We start from the raw sequence: 18,718 nt of genomic DNA on the forward strand, positions 1-18,718 counted from the left end.
CATGCGATACCGGGGCTTGTCGAAGACAGAAATCCTCCCCGCCCACCAGTTGAGACGAGGGCCATCTGTTCGTCACTTGATCCTGTCCACGCCGGAAATGGCACAGTATCAATGACATAGGCTCGCACCTCGTCCTCCCCGGAATCGAAATCAGGTCTCGACTGTCCTGATGCCAGGCGGCATGAATGTCGATGGGACTCACCATGGCCGCGCAGGGCCGCCGCCATAATCCGCACAGAATGCCCTGCCTTGGCCCAGGCGCCCTTGCATCAGGGCGGCCGCGACAACCTCCCGTTGCGTCACTCTGCGATTCGCAGCCATTCGCCCGCTGGGTCACTGCCCAACATGACCCGCGTGGCAAACGGCACGTCGGGCGTGTCGCTCTGCAAACCGCCGCAAAGGCACCCATTCTCGACAGCAACGAAAGGCCCGCCAGGTTTGCCAAGGAGAGCTTCGAGCAGTTGCACGAGCGTCGGGACTTCAGGTGCTGAGAACGGCACCGACTGCGTGAATCGCCCAGGTCTTGCAGGACTTCGGAAAGTGGAGCTCTGGATATTGCGATACTACATCGCTGCAGAAAGAGGCAAATGAGACAGGCCGGGACGCCCCCGATTCCAGGCGAAGCGCGCCTCACCGTTCGATCTCCAATGCGTCCCTCTGATCGACTCACCGCACGCCCGCGTCTCGGACCTGCTGGACCCCCAGAGCCCCCGCGCCTAAGCGTTGTAGTGGGCTACCACCCGCGCCACTCTCCCGTCCGCGTTGAGCTCCATCAGTTCACCGGTGCGCGTTCCCTTCTGGTTCGTGTAGTACAGCACCACACTCTGAATGCCCCACAGCACGTCCTCAAGCTGAAAGTGGAGCGCCGGGTAGGCTTCCAGTCCTCGCTGGAAGTAAGCTCGCAGGTTGGCCCGGCCCACCACCTTGCCGTCGGGCGTGCCCAGCAATTGGGCAGCTACCGGAGAAGTCAGCACCACGGCGTCGTCGTAGTGCGCCAGGATCCGCTCCAGATCGTGGGCGTTCCAGGCCGCCACCCAGTCGTTCGCCAAGGCCCAGGCGTCCTCGCGCGTCATTGCCCGGCTCCGGTGGGTTCGAGGTACATTCTGCGATTCTACAGCGCCCCCCTCAGCCCGGCAAACGCGACGTCAGGTGGTCCGGGCGCCGGGATGAACCGGCATCCAGCAGGGAATGCAGGCGGCCCACAGGAGATCATTGGCGAACCACTTGCCTTGAGTCTTGCGGTGAGCGTTGTGAGGCGTGTGCCGGGTATTCTCGCGTTCTGGGAAGTCCAGTCCTGATCTTCCAGACGAAGCCCTGCGCCGCGCAAATCCTACTGCCCTGACCCCACTTCTCCCCTCAATTCTCACATTGAGGTTTCGTCATCACCGCATCCGTAACTCTTTTTTCTGTTTATTTTCAACACGACCCTCTCAAAAACGGTCCTTTTTCTCTTGACGCACCCCTTACTCTGGAATCGCGCCGGCACCCACGCCGGCCATTTTTATTTACAAGGAGATTCGCATCATGGCTACCGCAGCTCAGATCAACGCCAACCAGGCTAACGCCAGGAAGTCCACCGGACCCGTCACCATCGAGGGCAAAGCCCGCTCATCCCAGAACGCCCGCAGCCACGGCTTCACCGCCCAGCACCTCACCATCACGCCCGAAGACCGCGCCGCCTTCACGGCACTCGAGGCGTCCCTCCGCCTCGACACCCGGCCAGCGAACTGCATCGAGGAGGAGATCTTTCACCGCATCCTCACCCACACCTGGAACCTGCGCCGCATCGAATCCTTCGAGTGCCTGATCCTTGCCGAAACGGACCCATTGGCCGAAACCAACGCCCACGACGGCCAACTGGAACGCTATGCCCGCTATCGCCGCGACCTCGAGCGCGGCCTTTACCGCGCCATCAAGGAACTCAGCAAGCTCCAAACCGAACGCGCCGCCCTCGCCCAACAACACCCCGACGTCGTCAAAGCCGTCCGCGAAAACGTTCCCCTGGCCGAAGTCACCCGTCTGACCAGCAACACCGATGAGCTCTTCTTCTACGAAGGCTATGGCCGGCCTCGCCGCGCCCTCGAACACCTCACCACTGGCATCGACACCAATCATCCCGACAACCAGGACCAGATCGCCGACCTCCAGTCGCTCCGCATTCCGCGAAACGAAACCAACCCGATCCGCGAAGACGGACTGCCCAATCTGAACTACAAATTTTCGGGCCTCTAATCATCGCGTCCTGGCAAAGCCGCCGCGCGTCAACGAAACGAAGCCACGGACGGCCCCCTCCGCCGTTCGCGCCCCAAGCCGGAGTTCCCTCTGCTACGGATCATTGACAATTGAATCCAGAATTCGTCCTGGGCGCGGACCGGCCCTCCACGTCCACGAGACCACTGTTGGGCCTCGTCCCGGGAGAGCCGATCCATTTAGCAGGATGCCGGACTACCGGCCGCGCCGCGCCAGGCCGCTCACGTCGCGCACCGCTCCACGTGCCGCGCTGGTCGTCATCGCGGCATAGGCCTGCAGTGCGGCCGAAACCGTGCGTTGCCGCGTGGCCGGCTTCCACGCCTCCGGCCCCTTCGCTTCCATGGCCGCCCGGCGCCGGCTCAGTTCCGCCTCATCGACGGCCAGCCGGATCGACCGCTGGGGAATATCGATCTCGATCCGGTCGTTCTCCTGCACCAGCGCCAGCAGGCCGCCTTCCGCTGATTCCGGCGACACATGCCCGATCGACAGACCCGAAGTCCCGCCCGAGAAACGGCCGTCCGTAATCAGCGCGCACTTCTTCCCCAGGCCCTTCGACTTCAAATAGCTCGTCGGATACAGCATCTCCTGCATGCCGGGCCCCCCCCTGGGGCCTTCATACCGGATCACGACCACATCGCCGGCTCCAACCCGGTCGCTGAGAATGCCCTCCACCGCATCGTCCTGGCTCTCGAAAATGCGCGCCGGGCCGGAAAACACCAGGTTGGACGCATCCACTCCGGCCGTCTTCACGATACAGCCGTCCTCGGCCAGGTTGCCGTAGAGCACGGCCAGCCCGCCATCCTGGCTGAAGGCGTGTTCGACGTCGCGCACGGCGCCCTCTTCGCGATCCAGGTCCAGTTGGTCATACCGCGCTTCCTGGCTGAACGCGCGCGTGGTGCGGACCCCGCCTGGCGCAGCGCGGTAGAACTGCTCCACCTCCGCGGTCTGGTTGCGGCGGACGTCCCAGCTCTCGATGGCATCGCCCAGCGTGGGCGCATGCACGGTGTAGGTGCTCCGTTGGATCAGCCCGTGCCGGTCGAGCTCCCCGAGAATGGCGACAATACCCCCGGCGCGATGCACATCCTCCACGTGAACCTTCGCCGACGACGGAGCCACTTTGCACAGATGGGGCACGCGGCGCGACAGTCGGTCGATATCCGCCATCGTGAACGGCACACCCGCTTCCTGGGCCGCGGCCAGCAGGTGCAGCACCGTATTCGTGGAGCCGCCCATCGCGATGTCGAGAGTCATCGCATTCTCAAACGCGTGCATCGAAGCGATTTCGCGCGGCAGCACGGAGAGGTCGTCCCGTTCGTAGTAGCGCCGTGCCAGTTCCACAATCGTGCTGCCCGCCTGGCGGAACAGCCTCTCGCGGTCTGCGTGGGTGGCGACCAGCGTCCCATTCCCCGGCAGCGCCAGCCCGAGCGACTCCATCAGGCAGTTCATCGAATTCGCCGTGAACATGCCCGAACAGGAACCGCACGTCGGGCACGCCGAGCGCTCCATATCCATCGTCGTCTCGTCGCTGACGGCCGGGTCCGCCGCGGCCACCATCGCATCGATCAGGTCGATCGACCGCACCAGGTCGCCCTGGCGCACCTTGCCCGCCTCCATCGGCCCGCCCGAAACGAAAATCGACGGGATGTTCAGCCGCAGCGAGGCCATCAGCATGCCCGGCGTGATCTTGTCGCAATTCGAGATGCAGACCAGCGCGTCGGCACAGTGGGCGTTGACCATGTACTCGACGCTGTCGGCGATCAGCTCCCGGGACGGCAGGCTGTACAGCATGCCGCTGTGGCCCATGGCGATACCGTCGTCCACGGCGATGGTATTGAACTCTTTCGCCACACCGCCCGCCCGTTCGATCTCGCCGGCTACCAGCAGCCCGAGCTCCCTGAGGTGAACGTGACCCGGAACAAACTCAGTGAAGGAATTCGCGATGGCGATAATCGGCTTGCCGAAATCGCCGTCCTTCATTCCGGTTGCGCGCCAGAGGCTGCGAGCGCCGGCCATATTCCGGCCGTGCGTGGTGGTTCTTGATCGATAAGCAGGCATTCTCTTTCACTTTACGCGCTCAGGCCCTCTCCGGGCGAGGACGGCCGCTTCCGCCAACCTCGGCCCGGGAACGCAAACCCGCCGGCGGCAACGATCTCCGCGCCGCACCTTGCCCGGCTACCTGACGAAAGGAAGCCACTCCGGCTCGGCCCAACACGCTCGGAGGCCCCGTCCGCCGGCGGCGGCGAGTCCGTCATGATGAGCCCTGGGCCGCCGGACAGCACAAGAGATGTCTCCTCGGATGGAGGCAACTGGCCGTCTTCCTTGTGTTTGCAGCATGACAATGAACGATGCCAGGGGTCAGAGGCACCTGTCTGCTAGAATGGCAATCCTTCGGACATGCCAGACAGAGATCTCACGCTACTTCTGCGCGAATGGGGCGGCGGTAGCCAATCGGCCGGGGAAGTGCTTTTCCCGCTGATCTACCAGGAGCTGCGTCAACTGGCTCGCTACCATAGCAACGCCGGCCGCCGGAACACCGTGGAACCCACGGCCCTGGTCCACGAGGCGTTTCTGGCCCTGCTCAAGGACACCAAAACCGATTGGCGCGACCGCACCCAGTTCTATGCCTTCGCGGGCGTCGTGATGCGCCGCCTTGTCGTCGACGCCGCGCGGCGCAGGAAGGCCGCCAAAAGGGGCGGTGACGCGGAGCGCATCGAGTTCGACGATTCGCTGGAGGTGCGGGCCGGAGGGATGGACTTCGAGGCATTGGACGAGGCGCTCACCCGGCTGGCTGCCCTCGACGAACAACAGGCGCGCATCGTGGAGCTTCGCTTCTTCGCCGGACTCACGGTGGAGGAGACGGCCGAGCATCTCGGCGTGTCCCCCCGCACCGTGAACCGGGAATGGGGTATGGCGAAGGTCTGGCTGGCCGATCAACTGCGCGCCGAACGCTGAGCCTTGCGCACGGACCGGGCGCGCCAGGCGCCGGCGGCGCCGGCCAACACCATCAGGCTCCAGGTCGAAGGCTCGGGCACCGAGGACGGAGACGCGGTCTGCAGATTCGGTCCAAGCCAGCCCTGGTTGATCCCGCCGCTGACGGCATCCGGCATGGCGAACGCGCCTGCGCCGGAGCGCGCACGGGCTGCCTCCCAACTGGCGCCGCTCATGAACGTCGTGGCCGAATTGCCCCGGAAGGGGTCCGTCGCGCCGCTCTGGTTGTAGAAGCCGAGAACATACGAGCCCGCGGTCAGGTCAAACGGCGTCGCGACATTGCTGAACAACCAGCGGCCGGCGGTGGAAGCGGAGGCGACCACCTTGCTGGAGTTGTCGACCGTAGCCGAGCCCAGCAGGCTGCCCCCCAGCGTGAACACACCCACGGAATGAGCGCCGGCCAGGCCGTCGGCACCCTCATCCCACAATCCCAGCGAACCCACCGTGATCGTCTGTGTGAGGCTGAAACGGAGACCCCAATTCCCGTTGAACCCCGCGAAGGGCGAGCCGCTACCCGATGAGTTGATGTCGTACAACATGGCCCCAAAGCCCGAGGAGGCGCCCATCGTCAACATCGCCAAAACCAGCAGCGGCCTGACCCAGCAAGGCGCCGTCCGCGGCCGGGCGGCGCGATATTCGATATTGCTCAATTGCATCTTTGACCTTTACTTTCGGTTCTCTAGATAGAGGATTAAACTCAGCCCGGACTGCACCGGCCCGGGTGGTTCATCAGGACTCTCGAAATCCGCAGAAAAACTACGCCAAAAAAGATACAACGCCAGTGACCGTCGTTATGTGCGTACTGGTACTGAACTTACGGGAATAGCTGGGGAGCGCAAATGGTTCCCGAAGAGGTTCTTCGGCAATAGCTGGAAACCTCGCCGGCTGCTAAAATACTTCCATTCGTTTTTCCCTTCATGCCGTTCGACGGGATCAATTCACAGCGCTGGAAGAGTATTCGAGACCTGGCTGGCCGGTTGTTGGACGAGTCCGAAGGGGCCTGGGACGACATCCTGGCTGAGCAGTGCGGTGCCGATGAGGAACTGCGCCAGTCCGTACTGCATCTCGCCCGGAACTACTCGGAGTCCGGCGACCTCTTCGGCGCCGAACCCGTGCTGGGACGGCGCGCCGGACCGCAGCCTCCCGAACGCATCGGCCCCTACCGCATCGCCCGGGAGATCGGCAGCGGCGGCATGGGCAGCGTCTACCTCGCCTATCGCGACGACCAGTCGTATTACAAGCAAGTCGCCATCAAGCTGATCCCGCGCCTCGGCGGCAGAAGCCGGCAGCGGCTCTTCCAGCGCGAGCGGCAGATCCTGGCCCTGCTGGAGCACCCGCACATCACCCGTCTGCTCGACGGCGGCGAGGCCGGCGACGGCAGCCAGTATCTGGTGATGGAGTATGTCGACGGCATCCCGCTGACCGAGTACACGGCCGGCCGCCCGGCCAGGGAGATCCTGACGGTATTCCTGGACGTCTGCGCGGCGATCCAGTATGCGCACCAGAACATGGTGGTGCACAGGGACCTCAAACCTTCCAACATCCTGGTGACCCGCGAGGGCCAGGTGAAGGTGCTCGACTTCGGTATCGCCAGATTGCTGGAACAGGGGCCAAGCCTCGATGCCGGCCAGGGCGGCATCACACAGGCCGTGATGACCCCCGCCTACGCGAGCCCCGAGCAGTTGGCGGGCCAGCCGGCCAATACCCTCAGCGACATCTACTCGCTGGGCGTGGTGCTGCACCGGTTGCTGACAGGGCAGCTGCCGCAGGGCGCCAGGCCCGCGCCAAGCCGTTGGCGGCCCACCCTGCGCGGCGATCTGGACAGCATCGTTCTGAAGATGCTGGAGGTGAATCCGGCCCACCGCTACACTTCGGTGGAGCAGTTGGCTCGCGATATCGAACGGCATCTGCGGCGCCAGCCCGTCGAGGCGCGCCAGGGCGCGGCCTGGTACCGCGCCTGGCGCTTTGTCCAGCGGCGCTGCTGGGCGGTGGCGGCCGCGGTCATGCTGCTGGCCGTACTGGGCGCGGGCGTCGCCGCGACTCTCTCCCAGAAGCGTCTGGCGGAGCGGCGGTTTGAGCAGATCAAAGGCTACGCCCGCTCCACCATGTTCGAGTATCAGGAGCGTTTGAGCGACATGCCCGGCTCCACCGCCCTGCGGGCCAAAATGGCCAGCGATGCCGTCCAGTACCTCGACCAGATCGCCGCCGGCGCGGACGGCGACGATGGCGTGCGGCGGGAAACCGCCCTGGCTTACCGCAGGGTGGGTGAGGTCCAAGGCTACGGGCGGGTGGCCAACCTGGGGGATCAGAGCAACGCTGTCGTGAACCTGGGCAAGTCGGCGGCTATCCTCGAAGACCTGCTGGCCCGCAATCCCCGGGACCCTGGCCTGCGGGTAGAGCTGTCCGTTTCCCTGGAACGCATTGCGAATGCCCTCTCGCTCTCGGGCCGGAACGGGCAGGCGCGCGTGCAGGCGGAACGCGCGATCGCGCTGCTCAGCGGGATGGATCCGGGCGGCGCCGCACAGGCCGAGTCGGCGGCGTGGCGCGCGCTGTCCGAGATCGAGGAACGCTGTGGCCGCGACCATCGGTCCATTGAAGCCGCACACCGTGCCGTCGAGCGGGTCGGGCAGGCGCCTGGCCGCCAGGGGAAGGGCTGGCGAGAAGCGCGGGCGCTGGCCCTGGGGCGGCTGGCCCGCGCGATTACATGGGGCCGGGGTCCGGATGCGGAGGCTCTGGAATCGGCACAACAGGCGGTGGCGTTGTATCCCGGCGGCCTGCCGGCCTGCGGGCGGGACAGAGCCTGCCGGTTGGGCTACCTGTTGGCGCGGGAACAGGTCGGCATGGTGCACAACTTCGCGGGCCGCGCCCAGGAGGCGATCCCCCTCTACCGGCGCCTGGAACTGGAGACTGCCGCCCTGATTCGCGGCGACCCGCACGACCGCCAGTTGCTGCGCATCCTGAAATCCGCCCAGATGGCGCAGGGGACGTGCTATCAGTCGCTGGAGAGGACCGAGGCGTCGCTGAAGAAGCTGCGCGATTCCATTCGTACAGCCGAGCGCATTGTGGAGACCGACTCCGCTCATCCCGAGGCGGCGTGCTCCGCCGTCCAATCCCATGCGAAGTATGCTGAGGTGCTGGTCCAGGGCACCGGGCGTATCGCCGAGGCACGGGAGCATCTCAGGACGGCGCTACGGCTGTCGGATGCGAGTTCGTCGGACAGTTTGACTTGCCTTGACTACCGCAAGGTCACGGTCATCAACCTGGCACGGGTGGCCGAGCGCTCGGGTGACTGGGCAGCGGGGATGGAATGGCGCCGGGAGACGGTTCGCACCGCGGCCCGCTATGTGGCCCTGACGCCCGGTGAGCCGCTCGGGCTGGTGATCGAAGCGGGCGCCAACTTTGAGCTGGGTCTGGGCGGACTCAACGCCGCGCAACATGGCGACGCGCTGGCGCGGCTGCGGGAGGCGCGGCAGGCGCTCGAGCACGCCAGAAGCATCTATCAGAAGCTGCAGGCGCTGGGGTGGCCGCTGAAGAACCAGTACCGTGGCTGGCCGGAACGGACGGCGGCCTTGCTGTCGGCGGTGGAAGGACACCTGCGGAGCCTGGGGCTTTCGTGACGCGAACCGCGGGCCGCCATGTGCCGGCTACGTCCCTTGTCTGCCCTCAGTCCTCGAAGTAAAACTCGCCGCCGGCGATGATCTCCGCCGGACCCACCATGCGCAGTACGTCGCCCTCCGCCCGGAACTCCAGCGGACCGGCCAGCGTCTTCACCGTCACCGGACTCTCCACCAGGCCCCGGGCCATCGCCGCCGACACGGCCCCCGTTGACCCCGTCCCACTCGACATCGTGAATCCCGCTCCGCGCTCATAGAACCGCACGTCCAGCGTGTGCCGGTCTTCCACCTTCACAAAGCTCACGTTCGTGCGCTTCGGAAACTGCGGGTGCCATTCGATCTCCGCTCCCAGCGCCTTCCAGTCGAAATCGAAGTCATCGACAAACAGCGCGCATTGCGGATTGCCCACCCACAGGATCGTGCATTCGCGCACGCCGTCCTTACAGGGCAGGGCGAACTTCAGGTGGCCTTCCTCGATCACCGCCGTGCCCATGTTCATCTCGAAAATGAACTTCAGCCCGTCCCGCTCCAGCAGTCGCAGTTCCTTGCGGCCGGCGCCGGTCTCAATGAGGACCTCCTCGCCCACCAGGCCCGCATCCACCAGGAACGCTGCCGCGCAACGCGTGCCATTGCCCGAAATCTCCGCCGCGCTCCCGTCGGAGTTCAGCAGCCGGATCGCCGCCGGACGCCCATTCGAAGGAGGCGATACCAGCATCCAGCCATCGGCACCGATGCCGGCATTTCGATCGCAGATCGCGATCGAGGCCGCCACATGCCGCTCCGCCGCCGGAGCCTCGTGCGACCACGTCAGCAAAAAGTCGTTACGCGCTCCATGCGCCTTCGCAAAGGGAATTTTCGTCATTGGATGTGCCGCCAGATCTCGATCACCGGAGAATCCTTCGCAGTGAAGATTCTCACACACTCATACCGCCGCGGACCACGCCGCAACTTGTTCACTGCCTGCGAAACCCGGTCGCCCGAGATCGCGATCACCCACTCGTCCCACATGAAGAAGTCCGGCCGCGCCACCGCCGCCTGCCACATCGGGCCATCGCCCTCGTGCAGCGACTCCCTGATCGGGATGCCCGCCTCGCGCAGGATCCCCGTCGGATCGCCGAAGCTCATGAAGATACCTGTACCCCGCTTGTACCGAGGCTTCAGATACTCCACCGCCTCCTGCGTCCACGCCCGCCGTCCGGCCGAATTCGCCTGCGACTCCCGCCAGCAGATCCAGGTCTCCTTGCGCGGATAGCCCACCCATGGCGCCACCGCCACGCCGATCAGGATCACCGCCGCAAACCCGCGCGCCTTCACCGGCAGCAACGCCACCAGCCCAGCCAGCCCGAGACACGCCAGGGGCAGCAGGTTCAGCCCATACCGCGTGTTGTAGTAGCTGTTCGGCCACAGGTGCGGCACGAAGATCGGTGTCCCCGACGAATACAGGCTCAGCACATAGAACGCCGGAGTCAGCGCCAGCAGCAGCACCGCCCACCAGCCGCGCTTGATCAGCGCCGCCGCCAGGCCTGCCACGCCCACCCACGCCAGCGGCCGGCCGACACACAGCTCCGCCGCCGCCCGGTAATACTCCCACGCCTTGGGCCAGTCGTGGTCGCCGGGATACTTGTCCATGCCCTTGTCCAGGGCCCGCTGATAGATCGCCTTGGCCGACCACGGCCCGTTGTAGAACTCCAGCGGATTCGTATACAGGATCCGGTTGTGCAACAGCCAGTACACCGGCCCCGCGCCCGCCGCCAGGCAGAAGATGAGCGCGCTCAGCCAGCGCCTCTGGCCGCCCGCGATCAGTACATACAGCGCCACGAAGGGCAGCAGGACCCAGGCTTCATAGCGGGTCAACGTTCCGCAGCAGGCCATCAGCCCGGCCAGCAGCGCGTCCACCCACGACTGGCTGTCGTGGAAGCGCGCGCAGAAGTACAGCAACCCCGTGGCGCAGCACAACGACAGTGGCTCCGTCATCGGAGTCGCCTGCAGGTACATCAGGTTCGGATTCAGGGCGAACGCCGCCACCGCCGTAACGGCCGCCGCGGTGGAATCGAAGATGCGCCGCACGGCCAGGAACAGGAACAGCCCGGCCAGCGTGAAGCAGAAGCCCGAGACGATGGCCCCGCCCAACCCACTGCGCCACAGCGAGTCCACCGCCACCAGCGGCATCATCAGCACATGCGGCAGCGGCAGCCAGACCGTGCCGATCTGTTCGTAGCCGGCCGCCCGCGAATCCAGGATCCGCCGGGCAATGTTCAGGTGCGCTTCCGCATCGCCGTACCACAGGGTCCACCCCTGCGACTGGACGTACCACACCGCCACCGCGCTCCACATCGACAGGAGGGCCCATACCGCCAGGCCGCTCCACGCTGAGTGCGAGCCGCTCCGCGCCGCCTTAGAACGCGGTGAACTGGCGGAACTCTTCGAAGCGCGCTTCGATGTCATCTCTGGTCAGTGTCCGGAAGCGGTCCACGCCAAACTCTTCGCAGCAGAAGCTGCCCATCACCGAGCCATACACCACGGCCTTGGCCAGGTCCTGGTGCGAGGCGGTCTCGGCGTTCACGCCGCGCGAGGCCAGGTAGCCGATGAAGCCGCCCGCGAAGCAGTCGCCCGCGCCCGTCGGATCCTTCAACCCGTGCAGCAGGTAGCCCGGCACGCTGAAGAAGCCGTGCTCATGGAACAGCGTCGCGCCATACTCGCCGCGCTTGATCACCAGCAGCTTCGGGCCCAGCGCCCGCACCGCGGCCGCGGCTTTCTTGAGGTTGCTCTCGCCCGACAGCAGCTTCGCCTCGCTGTCGTTGATCAGCAGGAAATTCCAGCCCTTCAACGTCTCCAGCAGCTCGCCGCGGAAGTCGTTGATCCAGAAATTCATCGTGTCGCCGCCCACCAGGCTCAGGCTGGTCATCTGGTCGCGCACGGTCTTCTGCAGCGCCGGCTGGATGTTGCCCAGCATCAGGTAAGGCTGCTGCTTCTGGCTCGCCGAGAGCTTCGGGTCGAACGTGGCGAACACGTTCAGGTCGGTGGTGAGCGTCTCGCGATCGTTCATATCGGCCGAATAGACGCCCGCCCAGAAGAAGCTCTTGCCGGCCACGCGCTCCAGGCCGTCCAGCCCGATTCCGTGCGCTGCCAGCAGGTCAGTATCTTCCTGGGCGAAATCGTCGCCCACCACGGCGACAATCTCAGTCTTCGTGAAATAGCTCGCTGAAAGTGCGATATAAGTGCAGGCGCCGCCCAGCATACGGTCGACCTTGCCCGCGGGGGTAGTGACTCCGTCATAGGCGACGGATCCAACAACAACAAGAGACATTCCCTCAATTGTAGCCGTACCCCGGGGTCCGCCCAACGCCCGAAGGTACAATGGAAGCAGTAATCATGGAGACATTCCGGCGCTGGGTGCCGCTGATCACGGTCATCTGTTCCTGCCTTTTTCTGCAACGCCTGGTTGCCCTCCGCCTGATGGCCGCCCGTCCGGCCCAGGCGAATCCCAATCTTCGCCGTTTCATCAAGGCAACCCTGATCGTCACTTCCTTATGGCTGGCAGCCGGCCTGCCCATACTCATGGAAGTCCACTTCCGCTGGATGCCGGCTGACCTCGTGGGCTTCCTGCTGGCCGCCTCCCTCTTCTGGATCTGCCTCATCGTCTCGGCCGCCATCTGGTCCGGCTGCCTGCAGCATGCCGAAACCTTCCATCCGGACCGCCGCCGTTTTCTCGCCCTGGGTGCACCCGTCGCCGCCGCGCCCCTGGCCATCGCCGGCTACGGAGCCTATCTCGCCCGCACCTCCATGGTTCAGGAACAGGTGGACCTCCACTTGCCCAACCTCCACCCGGACCTCAACGGCCTCCGCATCGTCCAGCTCACCGACATCCACTTCGGACCCTTCTTTGGTCCCGCCGAACTGCGCCGCGCCATCGGCATGGCGAATGAGTACAAACCCCATCTCATCTTCCTCACCGGCGACCTCGTCACCCGCCGCGGCGACAACATGGAAGGCTGCCTCCAACTCCTGCGCGGCCTCAAGGCAGAGGCCGGCATCTATGGCTGCCATGGCAATCACGAGATCTACGCCGAGGCCCTCGACTACGCCACCACGCAGGGCGCCCGCTACGGCTTCCACTTCCTGCGCCAGCGCGCCGCGCTGCTTCGCTTCGGCCAGGCCCGGCTCAATCTCGCCGGCTTCGACTACCAGCCGCTCCACTCGCCCTACCTGACAGGAGCCGAATCCCTCATCGTGCCCGGCGCCGCCAACCTCCTCCTGCAACACAATCCTGACACCTTCCCTCGCGCCGCCCAGGCCGGTTTCGATGTCACACTATCCGGTCATACACATGGCGGACAGATTAACGTCGAAATCCTGCACGAGAACCTCAGTGCGGCAAGATTCTTCACTCCTTTTGTGCGCGGGCTTTACGAGCGGGACCGAAAACTGGTATACGTGAGCTCGGGTCTTGGCACGGTTGCCATGCCCGTACGTCTGGGAGTTCCGCCGGAAGTCAGTCTGCTTCGCCTGTGCGCCACCTGATTCTCAGTGACATTCATTCGAACCTCGAGGCGCTTCACGCTGTCCTGAGGAACGCGGAAGGTGCGTACGACACCATCGTCTGCTGCGGCGACCTCGTCGGCTATAACGCCGCGCCCATTGAAGTCATTGACTGGGCCCGCAAAACGCTCTCCGCCGTGGTGCGCGGCAACCACGACACCGTCTGCTGCGGCATCGAGGATCCCCTCATGTTCAACTCGGTGGCTCGCGAAGCCGCCCTCTGGACCCTCGACGAGCTGCCGCCCGCCAGCCGTGCCTGGCTCGCCGAATTGCCCGCCGGCCCGCTCACCTTCGACGGCTTTGAAATCGCCCACGGCTCGCCCGGAGGCGAGGACGATTACCTCATCGACACGGTGGACGTCAGCGGGCTCGACCAGATCATGATGCGCAAGATCTGTTTCTTCGGCCACACCCACCTGCAGGGCGGCTGGAGCTGGCAGCGCGGCGGCATCCAGCGCCTGACGAAACCCGCCCTCAGCGAAGACGAGCGCATCATCGATCTCGACCCCGACTTCCTCTACCTGATCAACCCCGGCTCGGTGGGCCAGCCGCGGGATGGCGACCCGAGAGCCGCGTACGCCATCTGGGATTCCGGGAATTCGCTCCTCCGCTACCGCCGCGTGAAGTACGACATCCGCGCCGCGCAGAACCGCATCCACGAAGCCGGCCTGCCTGAGTACCTGGCCGACCGCCTGGCCGCCGGCCGCTAAGGTTGGCGCAGGCGTCTTCTAGGCCCCGCAATCCCATGCAGCCATAATGACCGCAAGACCCGCCACGGCCGCGGTTTCCGCCCGCAGGATCTGGCGGCCCAGGGAAACACTCGTCCAACCGGCTGCGGCCGCCGCCGCCCGTTCCCGATCGTCCCAACCGCCTTCCGGCCCGCACAACAAGCCGATGGTGTCGGTTTGCGCGCGCTGGGCCGGCAGGGCCTTCAGGATCGGTAAGGGGCCCTGCTGCTCTTCCATCCAATACTTGTGATCCAGGACTCGCGGCAGCGCCTGTTCCAGGCGGCAGGGGACGTCGAGTTCCGGGAGCTTCAACCGGCGGGCCTGCTGGCCGGATTCGTAGAGGATCTTGCGCCAGCGCTCCATCCGCTTGGGCGCCGCCTGATCCAGGCCCTTGTCCGTGCGCAGGGCGTAGATGGGCGTGATGCGTTCGACTCCAAGCTCGGTGGCCTTCTCGAGGATCCACTCGAAGTGATCGAACTTGATCAGGGCGGGGAAGAGATGCAGGGCCGCGGGCGGGGTGACTGCTTCCACCGGCGAAAGCAGGTTGAATTGGACTGTGTCCTTGCCGAAGTCAGCGATCTCGGCCAACCAGATACTTTCGAAATTGGAGATCTCGTAGCGCTGGCCGCGCTCGGCTCGCAGCACCTTGCGGACGTGCTGCGCGGCCTCACCGCGCAGGGTCGCCTGCTCCCCCCGGACCTCCTGCACATAGAACATTCGACGCGCCATTTCCTACCAGAGTACCCGTTTGTTAGACTGCGGAGGCAATGATCGCTCACCTGCGCGGCATCCTGATTGAGAAGCATCCGAACCAGGCCATTGTGGAGGCCGGCGGGGTGGGCTACGACGTGCAGATCTCCGTTTCCACCTACAGCGCGCTGCCGGAGGTCGGGGCCGAGGTGAAGCTCCGGATCTTCACCAACGTGCGGGAAGACGCGATCCAGCTCTTCGGGTTTCGCGAGGCGATGGAGAAGTCGCTGTTCGAGAAGCTGATCAGCGTGTCCGGGATCGGTCCCAAGCTGGCGATTACGACGCTGAGCGGCGTGGCGGCTCCTGACCTGGTGCGGATCATCCGCGCCGGGGAAGTGGCGATGCTGACGCGGGTGCCGGGCATTGGGAAGAAGACAGCCGAGCGCATCGTGTTGGAACTACGGGACAAGATGGAAGGGCTGGGCGCGGCTCCAGCGGCCACGGCGAAGGGGCCGGCGGCGGTGATCCTGAGCAGCGAGCAGTCGGATGTGGTGAGCGCCCTGGTCAACCTGGGCTGCCAGCAGCCGGCGGCCGAAGCAGCGGTCAGGAAAGCGGCGGCGGAACCGGGGATCAGCGGCTTCGAGCCATTGTTCCGGCGCTCGATGGAACTGTTACGTTAACCTGATAGTTTGCCTGCCATGCCGGATTCCAGCCAGTCGCGCCGAATTGTATCGCCTGCCGCCACGGACGAAGAGATCCAATTCGAGGCCAGCCTGCGCCCCAAGCGGCTGGACGATTTCACCGGCCAGGCCAAGGTCAAAGAGCTGCTAAGTGTCACGATCGAAGCGGCCAGGCGGCGCGGCGAGGCGATGGACCACGTGCTGCTGATCGGGCCTCCCGGTTTGGGTAAGACCACGCTGGCCAACATCGTTTCCCAGGAGTTGGATGTCCCCTTCGATCTGACGTCAGGTCCGATGCTGCAGAAGAAGCTCGACCTGACGGGCATCCTGTCGAACATCCGCAACCGGCAGGTCTTCTTCATCGACGAAATCCACCGGCTGCTGCCGGATATCGAGGAAGTGCTGTATTCGGCCCTGGAGGATTTCCGGGTGGATATCGTGATCGGGCAGGGACCGGGGGCGAGGACGCACTCACTGCCGATCGCCCATTTCACAGGGGTGGGGGCGACGACTCGGCAGGGCCTGTTGAGCGCTCCGCTGCGCGGGCGGTTTGGCCTGATCCTGTACCTGAAGCACTACGACGTGCCCGAGATGCAGAAGATCGTGCATCGCACGGCGAGCCTGTTGGGGACTCCGATTGACACGGATGCGGCGGAAGAGGTGGCGCGCCGGAGCCGTGGCACTCCGCGTATTGCGAACCGGCTGCTGCGGCGGGTCCGGGACTATGCGCAGGTGCGGGCCGAGGGGCATGTCGACCTGAAGGTGGCGCGGATGGCGCTGGACCTGTTGGAAGTCGACCGGTTCGGGCTGGACGAGATCGATAAGAAGATCATGCTGACCGTGCTGGAGAAGTACGGCGGCGGTCCGGTGGGGCTGAGCACGATTGCCGCCTCGACGGACGAGGAGCCGGACACGATCGAAGAAGTGTACGAGCCCTACCTGATGCAGTTGGGGTTCCTGGACCGGACGCCGCGCGGGCGCATGGCCACGGAACGGGCCTTCGAGTACTTCAATGTGCCGCGGCGGCCGATGGGCTGGGGCATGGGTCCGAATCAACCGAAGCTTTTCTAATGACAGAATTCAAACATCTGGTGCTGGTTCCGGGCCATGCGGTATGGAACCTGCGCGAGGACCCGGCGCTCGACTCCTCGTGGTATCTGAAGCCTTACCAGAACAACGAGCCGAAGTACTTTCTCGAGCACATCAAAGCGGGCGTGGAAGCCGCGGCGCAGGACCCGGAAGCGATTCTGGTGTTCTCGGGCGGGGCGACGGATCCGGAGGCGGGTCCGATCACCGAGGCGCTGGGGTACTGGCTGATCGCCGACTGGTATGAGTGGTGGGGGCATGGCGAGGTGCGGGCGCGGGCCGTGTTGGAGGAGTTCGCGCTGGACTCATTCCTGAATGTGCTGTGCGGGCTGTACCGGTTCCAGGAACTGCAGGGCGAGTGGCCGTCGAAGATCACGGTGTGCGGCTGGGGCTTCAAGCGCCACCGGATTGCCGATTTGCACCGCAAGGCGCTGGGCTGGACGAAGCCGTTTCACTATGTCGAGGTGAACGATCCGCCGAACCTGGCCGAGGTGCGGCAGCGGGAAGCGGCGACGTGCCGGGAGTTTGAGGCGAGTCCGTGGGGCGAAGAGGGTCCGATCGCCGAGAAGCGGAAGATGCGCGATTACTACGTGCGCGTGCCGGGCTACGACATGAGCGATCAGAGCTGGCGGTGACGGGGCGCCCGGCCGTCTACCAGAGGGCCGGCAGCATCGACAGCGTGGACGCCACGATTCGTTCACCCTCTACCATTGGTTTTGCGCACAACCGTCCGTCCGGGCAGGGCATCACCTGGTACAGGGGCAGATCGCGGCTCTTCACGGCGTAGTCTCCACGCCCGGCGTAGGCCGTGTCGACGGGGTCATGCATGACGATCCGGTTCGGCGCCTTGGCCTGCACCTGGAAGGCGAGGGACCCGGGTTCGTAGTTCTGATAGCTATAACAGTGCCCAATGCACGGGCGTTCCAGCGGGTGGCTCCAGAGGATGGTCCGGCTGGTCCAATCGTGCAGGGAGCACACCACGCGAGTCCCCTGGGGCAGCGGCCTGACGGCGGCGGCCACCTGATCCTCCCACCAGTTCAGTGCCCTGGTATCCACATAGAGGAAGGAGAACTGCAGTACGGCCACAGCCGCCAAACCGATCTTCTGCCATTTCAAAGGCGGAACCTGGCTGAGCATCACGCAGATGAGTACGGCGAACGGCAGGGTCATGCGTTCCGTAATGAAGGAAAGCGCCATCCGGTAGCCGCCCAACTCCACCCGGGTGGGCGCAACCAGGATGGCGATCGACATGACCGCGCACAACTGCACCAGCACGTTGCCGAGGAACTTCTTCATCGGCCAGGTGTAGAGCAACCTCAGCAGGAGGAAGCCCCACAGCATTCCCAGGACGGTTGCGGGTGCAATGTACTTGGGGCCGAACACCCAGACCTGGTCAATGGCGGACATCTCCAGAATCTGGTGGAACGTGGAAAGGGTCTTGTACCGCAGGTCGATCAACACGCGGCCGGCCAGGACCGCCACGATCGCAGCAGCGGGCAGCCAGAGTGCATACCTTTCGGGCAGCCGCCGCGCGATCCAGACATAGGCGAGCACGCCGCAGCACCAGGCGACGGGAATGGCGTGGGCTACATAGGCGACGGCCAGCAGCGCCGCGGCGGCGGCGAGCTTTGGCGGCTTGGGGTTCCACGCCAGCGCCAGCGCCCAGAAGGCGAGCCCGCTGGAAAGATAGAAATTGAAGAGGCCGTTGTGAAACGCCCAGCCATAGGCCAGCATGGCCACGCAGGGCAGGAATGTCCATTCGCTGCTTCCGCTCGCACTTCGAATCCAAGCCACCGCGCCCCAGAAGAGAATCAGCACGGCCAACGGCACACTGAGATGCTCCGCCAGGCTCGAGCCGCCCATTAGTGTGAGCTGCAGCAGGATCCGATCGAACAGCACGTTGGTGGTGGGGCTGGCCAGTTCCAGTCCGTCCGCCCGGCCCGCCAGGATCTCCGTGCCCAGCCACGCGTTGTACAGGTGACTGGACAAGTCGCCGGCCTGAATCCTGTTGTGCCAGAAACAGGGGATCAGCAAGGCAAGGGAGATCAGGACCACTTGAAGTCGTTTGCGAAGCACCTGTCCATATTAGCCAGTTTGGCCGCGGCCGACGGCCCGGCGTGAGGCCGGCTTCCCGGCACCGTTG

Annotated in this window: 16 protein-coding genes; 8 read left to right on the plus strand and 8 right to left on the minus strand. The window is 65.1% G+C overall.

Going from position 1 to position 18,718, the window contains the following annotated elements; genetic code table 11:
* Positions 1-716: 716 nt before the first annotated feature.
* Positions 717-1,073 (minus strand): nuclear transport factor 2 family protein, encoded by a 357-nt coding sequence (locus tag IRI77_RS30850; RefSeq protein WP_194448798.1) that lies wholly within the window; start codon positions 1,071-1,073, stop codon positions 717-719.
* 451 nt (positions 1,074-1,524) lie between these two features.
* Here IRI77_RS30850 and IRI77_RS30855 point away from each other — a divergent pair, with 451 nt between their 5' ends.
* The gene (locus IRI77_RS30855; RefSeq protein WP_194448799.1) at positions 1,525-2,232 is read left to right on the plus strand and encodes a hypothetical protein; all 708 of its coding nucleotides are present in this window, start codon (positions 1,525-1,527) and stop codon (positions 2,230-2,232) included.
* Positions 2,233-2,445: 213 nt separating this feature from the next.
* Here IRI77_RS30855 and ilvD read toward each other — a convergent pair whose 3' ends face one another.
* Positions 2,446-4,305, minus strand: a complete 1,860-nt coding sequence (gene ilvD / locus IRI77_RS30860) for a dihydroxy-acid dehydratase (protein ID WP_194448800.1) — start codon at positions 4,303-4,305, stop codon at positions 2,446-2,448.
* Between the two features lie 339 nt (positions 4,306-4,644).
* On the opposite strand from ilvD, the gene IRI77_RS30865 reads away from it, so the two are divergent.
* A complete protein-coding gene (locus IRI77_RS30865; RefSeq protein WP_194448801.1) occupies positions 4,645-5,202 on the plus strand; it encodes an ECF-type sigma factor in 558 nt (185 codons plus the stop codon).
* On the opposite strand, the gene IRI77_RS30870 is transcribed toward IRI77_RS30865, so the two are convergent.
* The gene (locus IRI77_RS30870; protein WP_194448802.1) at positions 5,181-5,894 is read right to left on the minus strand and encodes a PEP-CTERM sorting domain-containing protein; all 714 of its coding nucleotides are present in this window, start codon (positions 5,892-5,894) and stop codon (positions 5,181-5,183) included. The two genes, IRI77_RS30865 and IRI77_RS30870, sit on opposite strands and share 22 nt — an antisense overlap.
* Before the next feature lie 261 nt (positions 5,895-6,155).
* Between IRI77_RS30870 and IRI77_RS30875 the strand changes: the two genes are divergently transcribed.
* Positions 6,156-8,855 carry a serine/threonine-protein kinase gene (locus IRI77_RS30875; RefSeq protein WP_194448803.1) on the plus strand — a complete coding sequence of 900 codons (2,700 nt, stop codon included), beginning with the start codon at positions 6,156-6,158 and terminating at the stop codon, positions 8,853-8,855.
* Positions 8,856-8,901: 46 nt separating this feature from the next.
* On the opposite strand, the gene dapF is transcribed toward IRI77_RS30875, so the two are convergent.
* The 3 genes from dapF to IRI77_RS30890 are packed head-to-tail and all read right to left on the minus strand — an operon-like array spanning position 8,902 to position 12,159.
* A complete protein-coding gene (gene dapF / locus IRI77_RS30880; RefSeq protein WP_194448804.1) occupies positions 8,902-9,714 on the minus strand; it encodes a diaminopimelate epimerase in 813 nt (270 codons plus the stop codon).
* On the minus strand, positions 9,711-11,297 hold the full coding sequence (locus IRI77_RS30885) for a glycosyltransferase family 39 protein (RefSeq protein ID WP_194448805.1): 1,587 nt from the start codon (positions 11,295-11,297) through the stop codon (positions 9,711-9,713). Before IRI77_RS30885 ends, dapF begins: the two co-directional genes overlap by 4 nt.
* On the minus strand, positions 11,248-12,159 hold the full coding sequence (locus IRI77_RS30890; RefSeq protein WP_194448806.1) for a PfkB family carbohydrate kinase: 912 nt from the start codon (positions 12,157-12,159) through the stop codon (positions 11,248-11,250). Before IRI77_RS30890 ends, IRI77_RS30885 begins: the two co-directional genes overlap by 50 nt.
* A 65-nt stretch (positions 12,160-12,224) precedes the next feature.
* Between IRI77_RS30890 and IRI77_RS30895 the strand changes: the two genes are divergently transcribed.
* Together IRI77_RS30895 and IRI77_RS30900 are read left to right on the plus strand one after the other, a co-directional pair.
* A complete protein-coding gene (locus IRI77_RS30895) occupies positions 12,225-13,373 on the plus strand; it encodes a metallophosphoesterase (protein WP_194448807.1) in 1,149 nt (382 codons plus the stop codon).
* Positions 13,361-14,101: a metallophosphoesterase family protein gene (locus tag IRI77_RS30900; protein ID WP_194448808.1), complete on the plus strand. Its 741-nt coding sequence runs from the start codon at positions 13,361-13,363 to the stop codon at positions 14,099-14,101. The genes IRI77_RS30895 and IRI77_RS30900 overlap by 13 nt, the downstream gene beginning before the upstream one ends.
* Before the next feature lie 18 nt (positions 14,102-14,119).
* On the opposite strand, the gene IRI77_RS30905 is transcribed toward IRI77_RS30900, so the two are convergent.
* Positions 14,120-14,836 (minus strand): RsmE family RNA methyltransferase, encoded by a 717-nt coding sequence (locus IRI77_RS30905; RefSeq protein WP_194448809.1) that lies wholly within the window; start codon positions 14,834-14,836, stop codon positions 14,120-14,122.
* A gap of 50 nt (positions 14,837-14,886) precedes the next feature.
* On the opposite strand from IRI77_RS30905, the gene ruvA reads away from it, so the two are divergent.
* The 3 genes from ruvA to IRI77_RS30920 are packed head-to-tail and all read left to right on the plus strand — an operon-like array spanning position 14,887 to position 17,210.
* Positions 14,887-15,489, plus strand: coding sequence for a Holliday junction branch migration protein RuvA (gene ruvA, locus IRI77_RS30910; RefSeq protein ID WP_194448810.1), 603 nt, complete (start codon positions 14,887-14,889; stop codon positions 15,487-15,489).
* A gap of 18 nt (positions 15,490-15,507) precedes the next feature.
* Positions 15,508-16,560: a Holliday junction branch migration DNA helicase RuvB gene (gene ruvB, locus IRI77_RS30915; RefSeq protein WP_194448811.1), complete on the plus strand. Its 1,053-nt coding sequence runs from the start codon at positions 15,508-15,510 to the stop codon at positions 16,558-16,560.
* The gene (locus IRI77_RS30920; protein ID WP_194448812.1) at positions 16,560-17,210 is read left to right on the plus strand and encodes a hypothetical protein; all 651 of its coding nucleotides are present in this window, start codon (positions 16,560-16,562) and stop codon (positions 17,208-17,210) included. Before ruvB ends, IRI77_RS30920 begins: the two co-directional genes overlap by 1 nt.
* Positions 17,211-17,226: 16 nt before the next feature.
* Here the strand turns inward: IRI77_RS30920 and IRI77_RS30925 are convergent, their stop codons facing one another.
* The gene (locus IRI77_RS30925; RefSeq protein WP_194448813.1) at positions 17,227-18,564 is read right to left on the minus strand and encodes a hypothetical protein; all 1,338 of its coding nucleotides are present in this window, start codon (positions 18,562-18,564) and stop codon (positions 17,227-17,229) included.
* Positions 18,565-18,718: the final 154 nt, after the last annotated feature.

The sequence above is a fragment of the Paludibaculum fermentans genome (assembly GCF_015277775.1).
Classification (GTDB): domain Bacteria; phylum Acidobacteriota; class Terriglobia; order Bryobacterales; family Bryobacteraceae; genus Paludibaculum; species Paludibaculum fermentans.

Coding starts and splice junctions, on each gene's coding strand:
- ruvA (WP_194448810.1), top strand. CDS start 14,887: ATGATCGCTCACCTGCGCGGCATCCTGATTGAGAAGCATCCGAACCAG.
- IRI77_RS30895 (WP_194448807.1), top strand. CDS start 12,225: ATGGAGACATTCCGGCGCTGGGTGCCGCTGATCACGGTCATCTGTTCC.
- IRI77_RS30855 (WP_194448799.1), top strand. CDS start 1,525: ATGGCTACCGCAGCTCAGATCAACGCCAACCAGGCTAACGCCAGGAAG.
- IRI77_RS30850 (WP_194448798.1), bottom strand. CDS start 1,073: ATGACGCGCGAGGACGCCTGGGCCTTGGCGAACGACTGGGTGGCGGCC.
- IRI77_RS30890 (WP_194448806.1), bottom strand. CDS start 12,159: ATGTCTCTTGTTGTTGTTGGATCCGTCGCCTATGACGGAGTCACTACC.
- IRI77_RS30865 (WP_194448801.1), top strand. CDS start 4,645: ATGCCAGACAGAGATCTCACGCTACTTCTGCGCGAATGGGGCGGCGGT.
- IRI77_RS30905 (WP_194448809.1), bottom strand. CDS start 14,836: ATGTTCTATGTGCAGGAGGTCCGGGGGGAGCAGGCGACCCTGCGCGGT.
- IRI77_RS30870 (WP_194448802.1), bottom strand. CDS start 5,894: ATGCAATTGAGCAATATCGAATATCGCGCCGCCCGGCCGCGGACGGCG.
- IRI77_RS30875 (WP_194448803.1), top strand. CDS start 6,156: ATGCCGTTCGACGGGATCAATTCACAGCGCTGGAAGAGTATTCGAGAC.
- ilvD (WP_194448800.1), bottom strand. CDS start 4,305: ATGCCTGCTTATCGATCAAGAACCACCACGCACGGCCGGAATATGGCC.
- ruvB (WP_194448811.1), top strand. CDS start 15,508: ATGCCGGATTCCAGCCAGTCGCGCCGAATTGTATCGCCTGCCGCCACG.
- dapF (WP_194448804.1), bottom strand. CDS start 9,714: ATGACGAAAATTCCCTTTGCGAAGGCGCATGGAGCGCGTAACGACTTT.
- IRI77_RS30920 (WP_194448812.1), top strand. CDS start 16,560: ATGACAGAATTCAAACATCTGGTGCTGGTTCCGGGCCATGCGGTATGG.
- IRI77_RS30885 (WP_194448805.1), bottom strand. CDS start 11,297: ATGACATCGAAGCGCGCTTCGAAGAGTTCCGCCAGTTCACCGCGTTCT.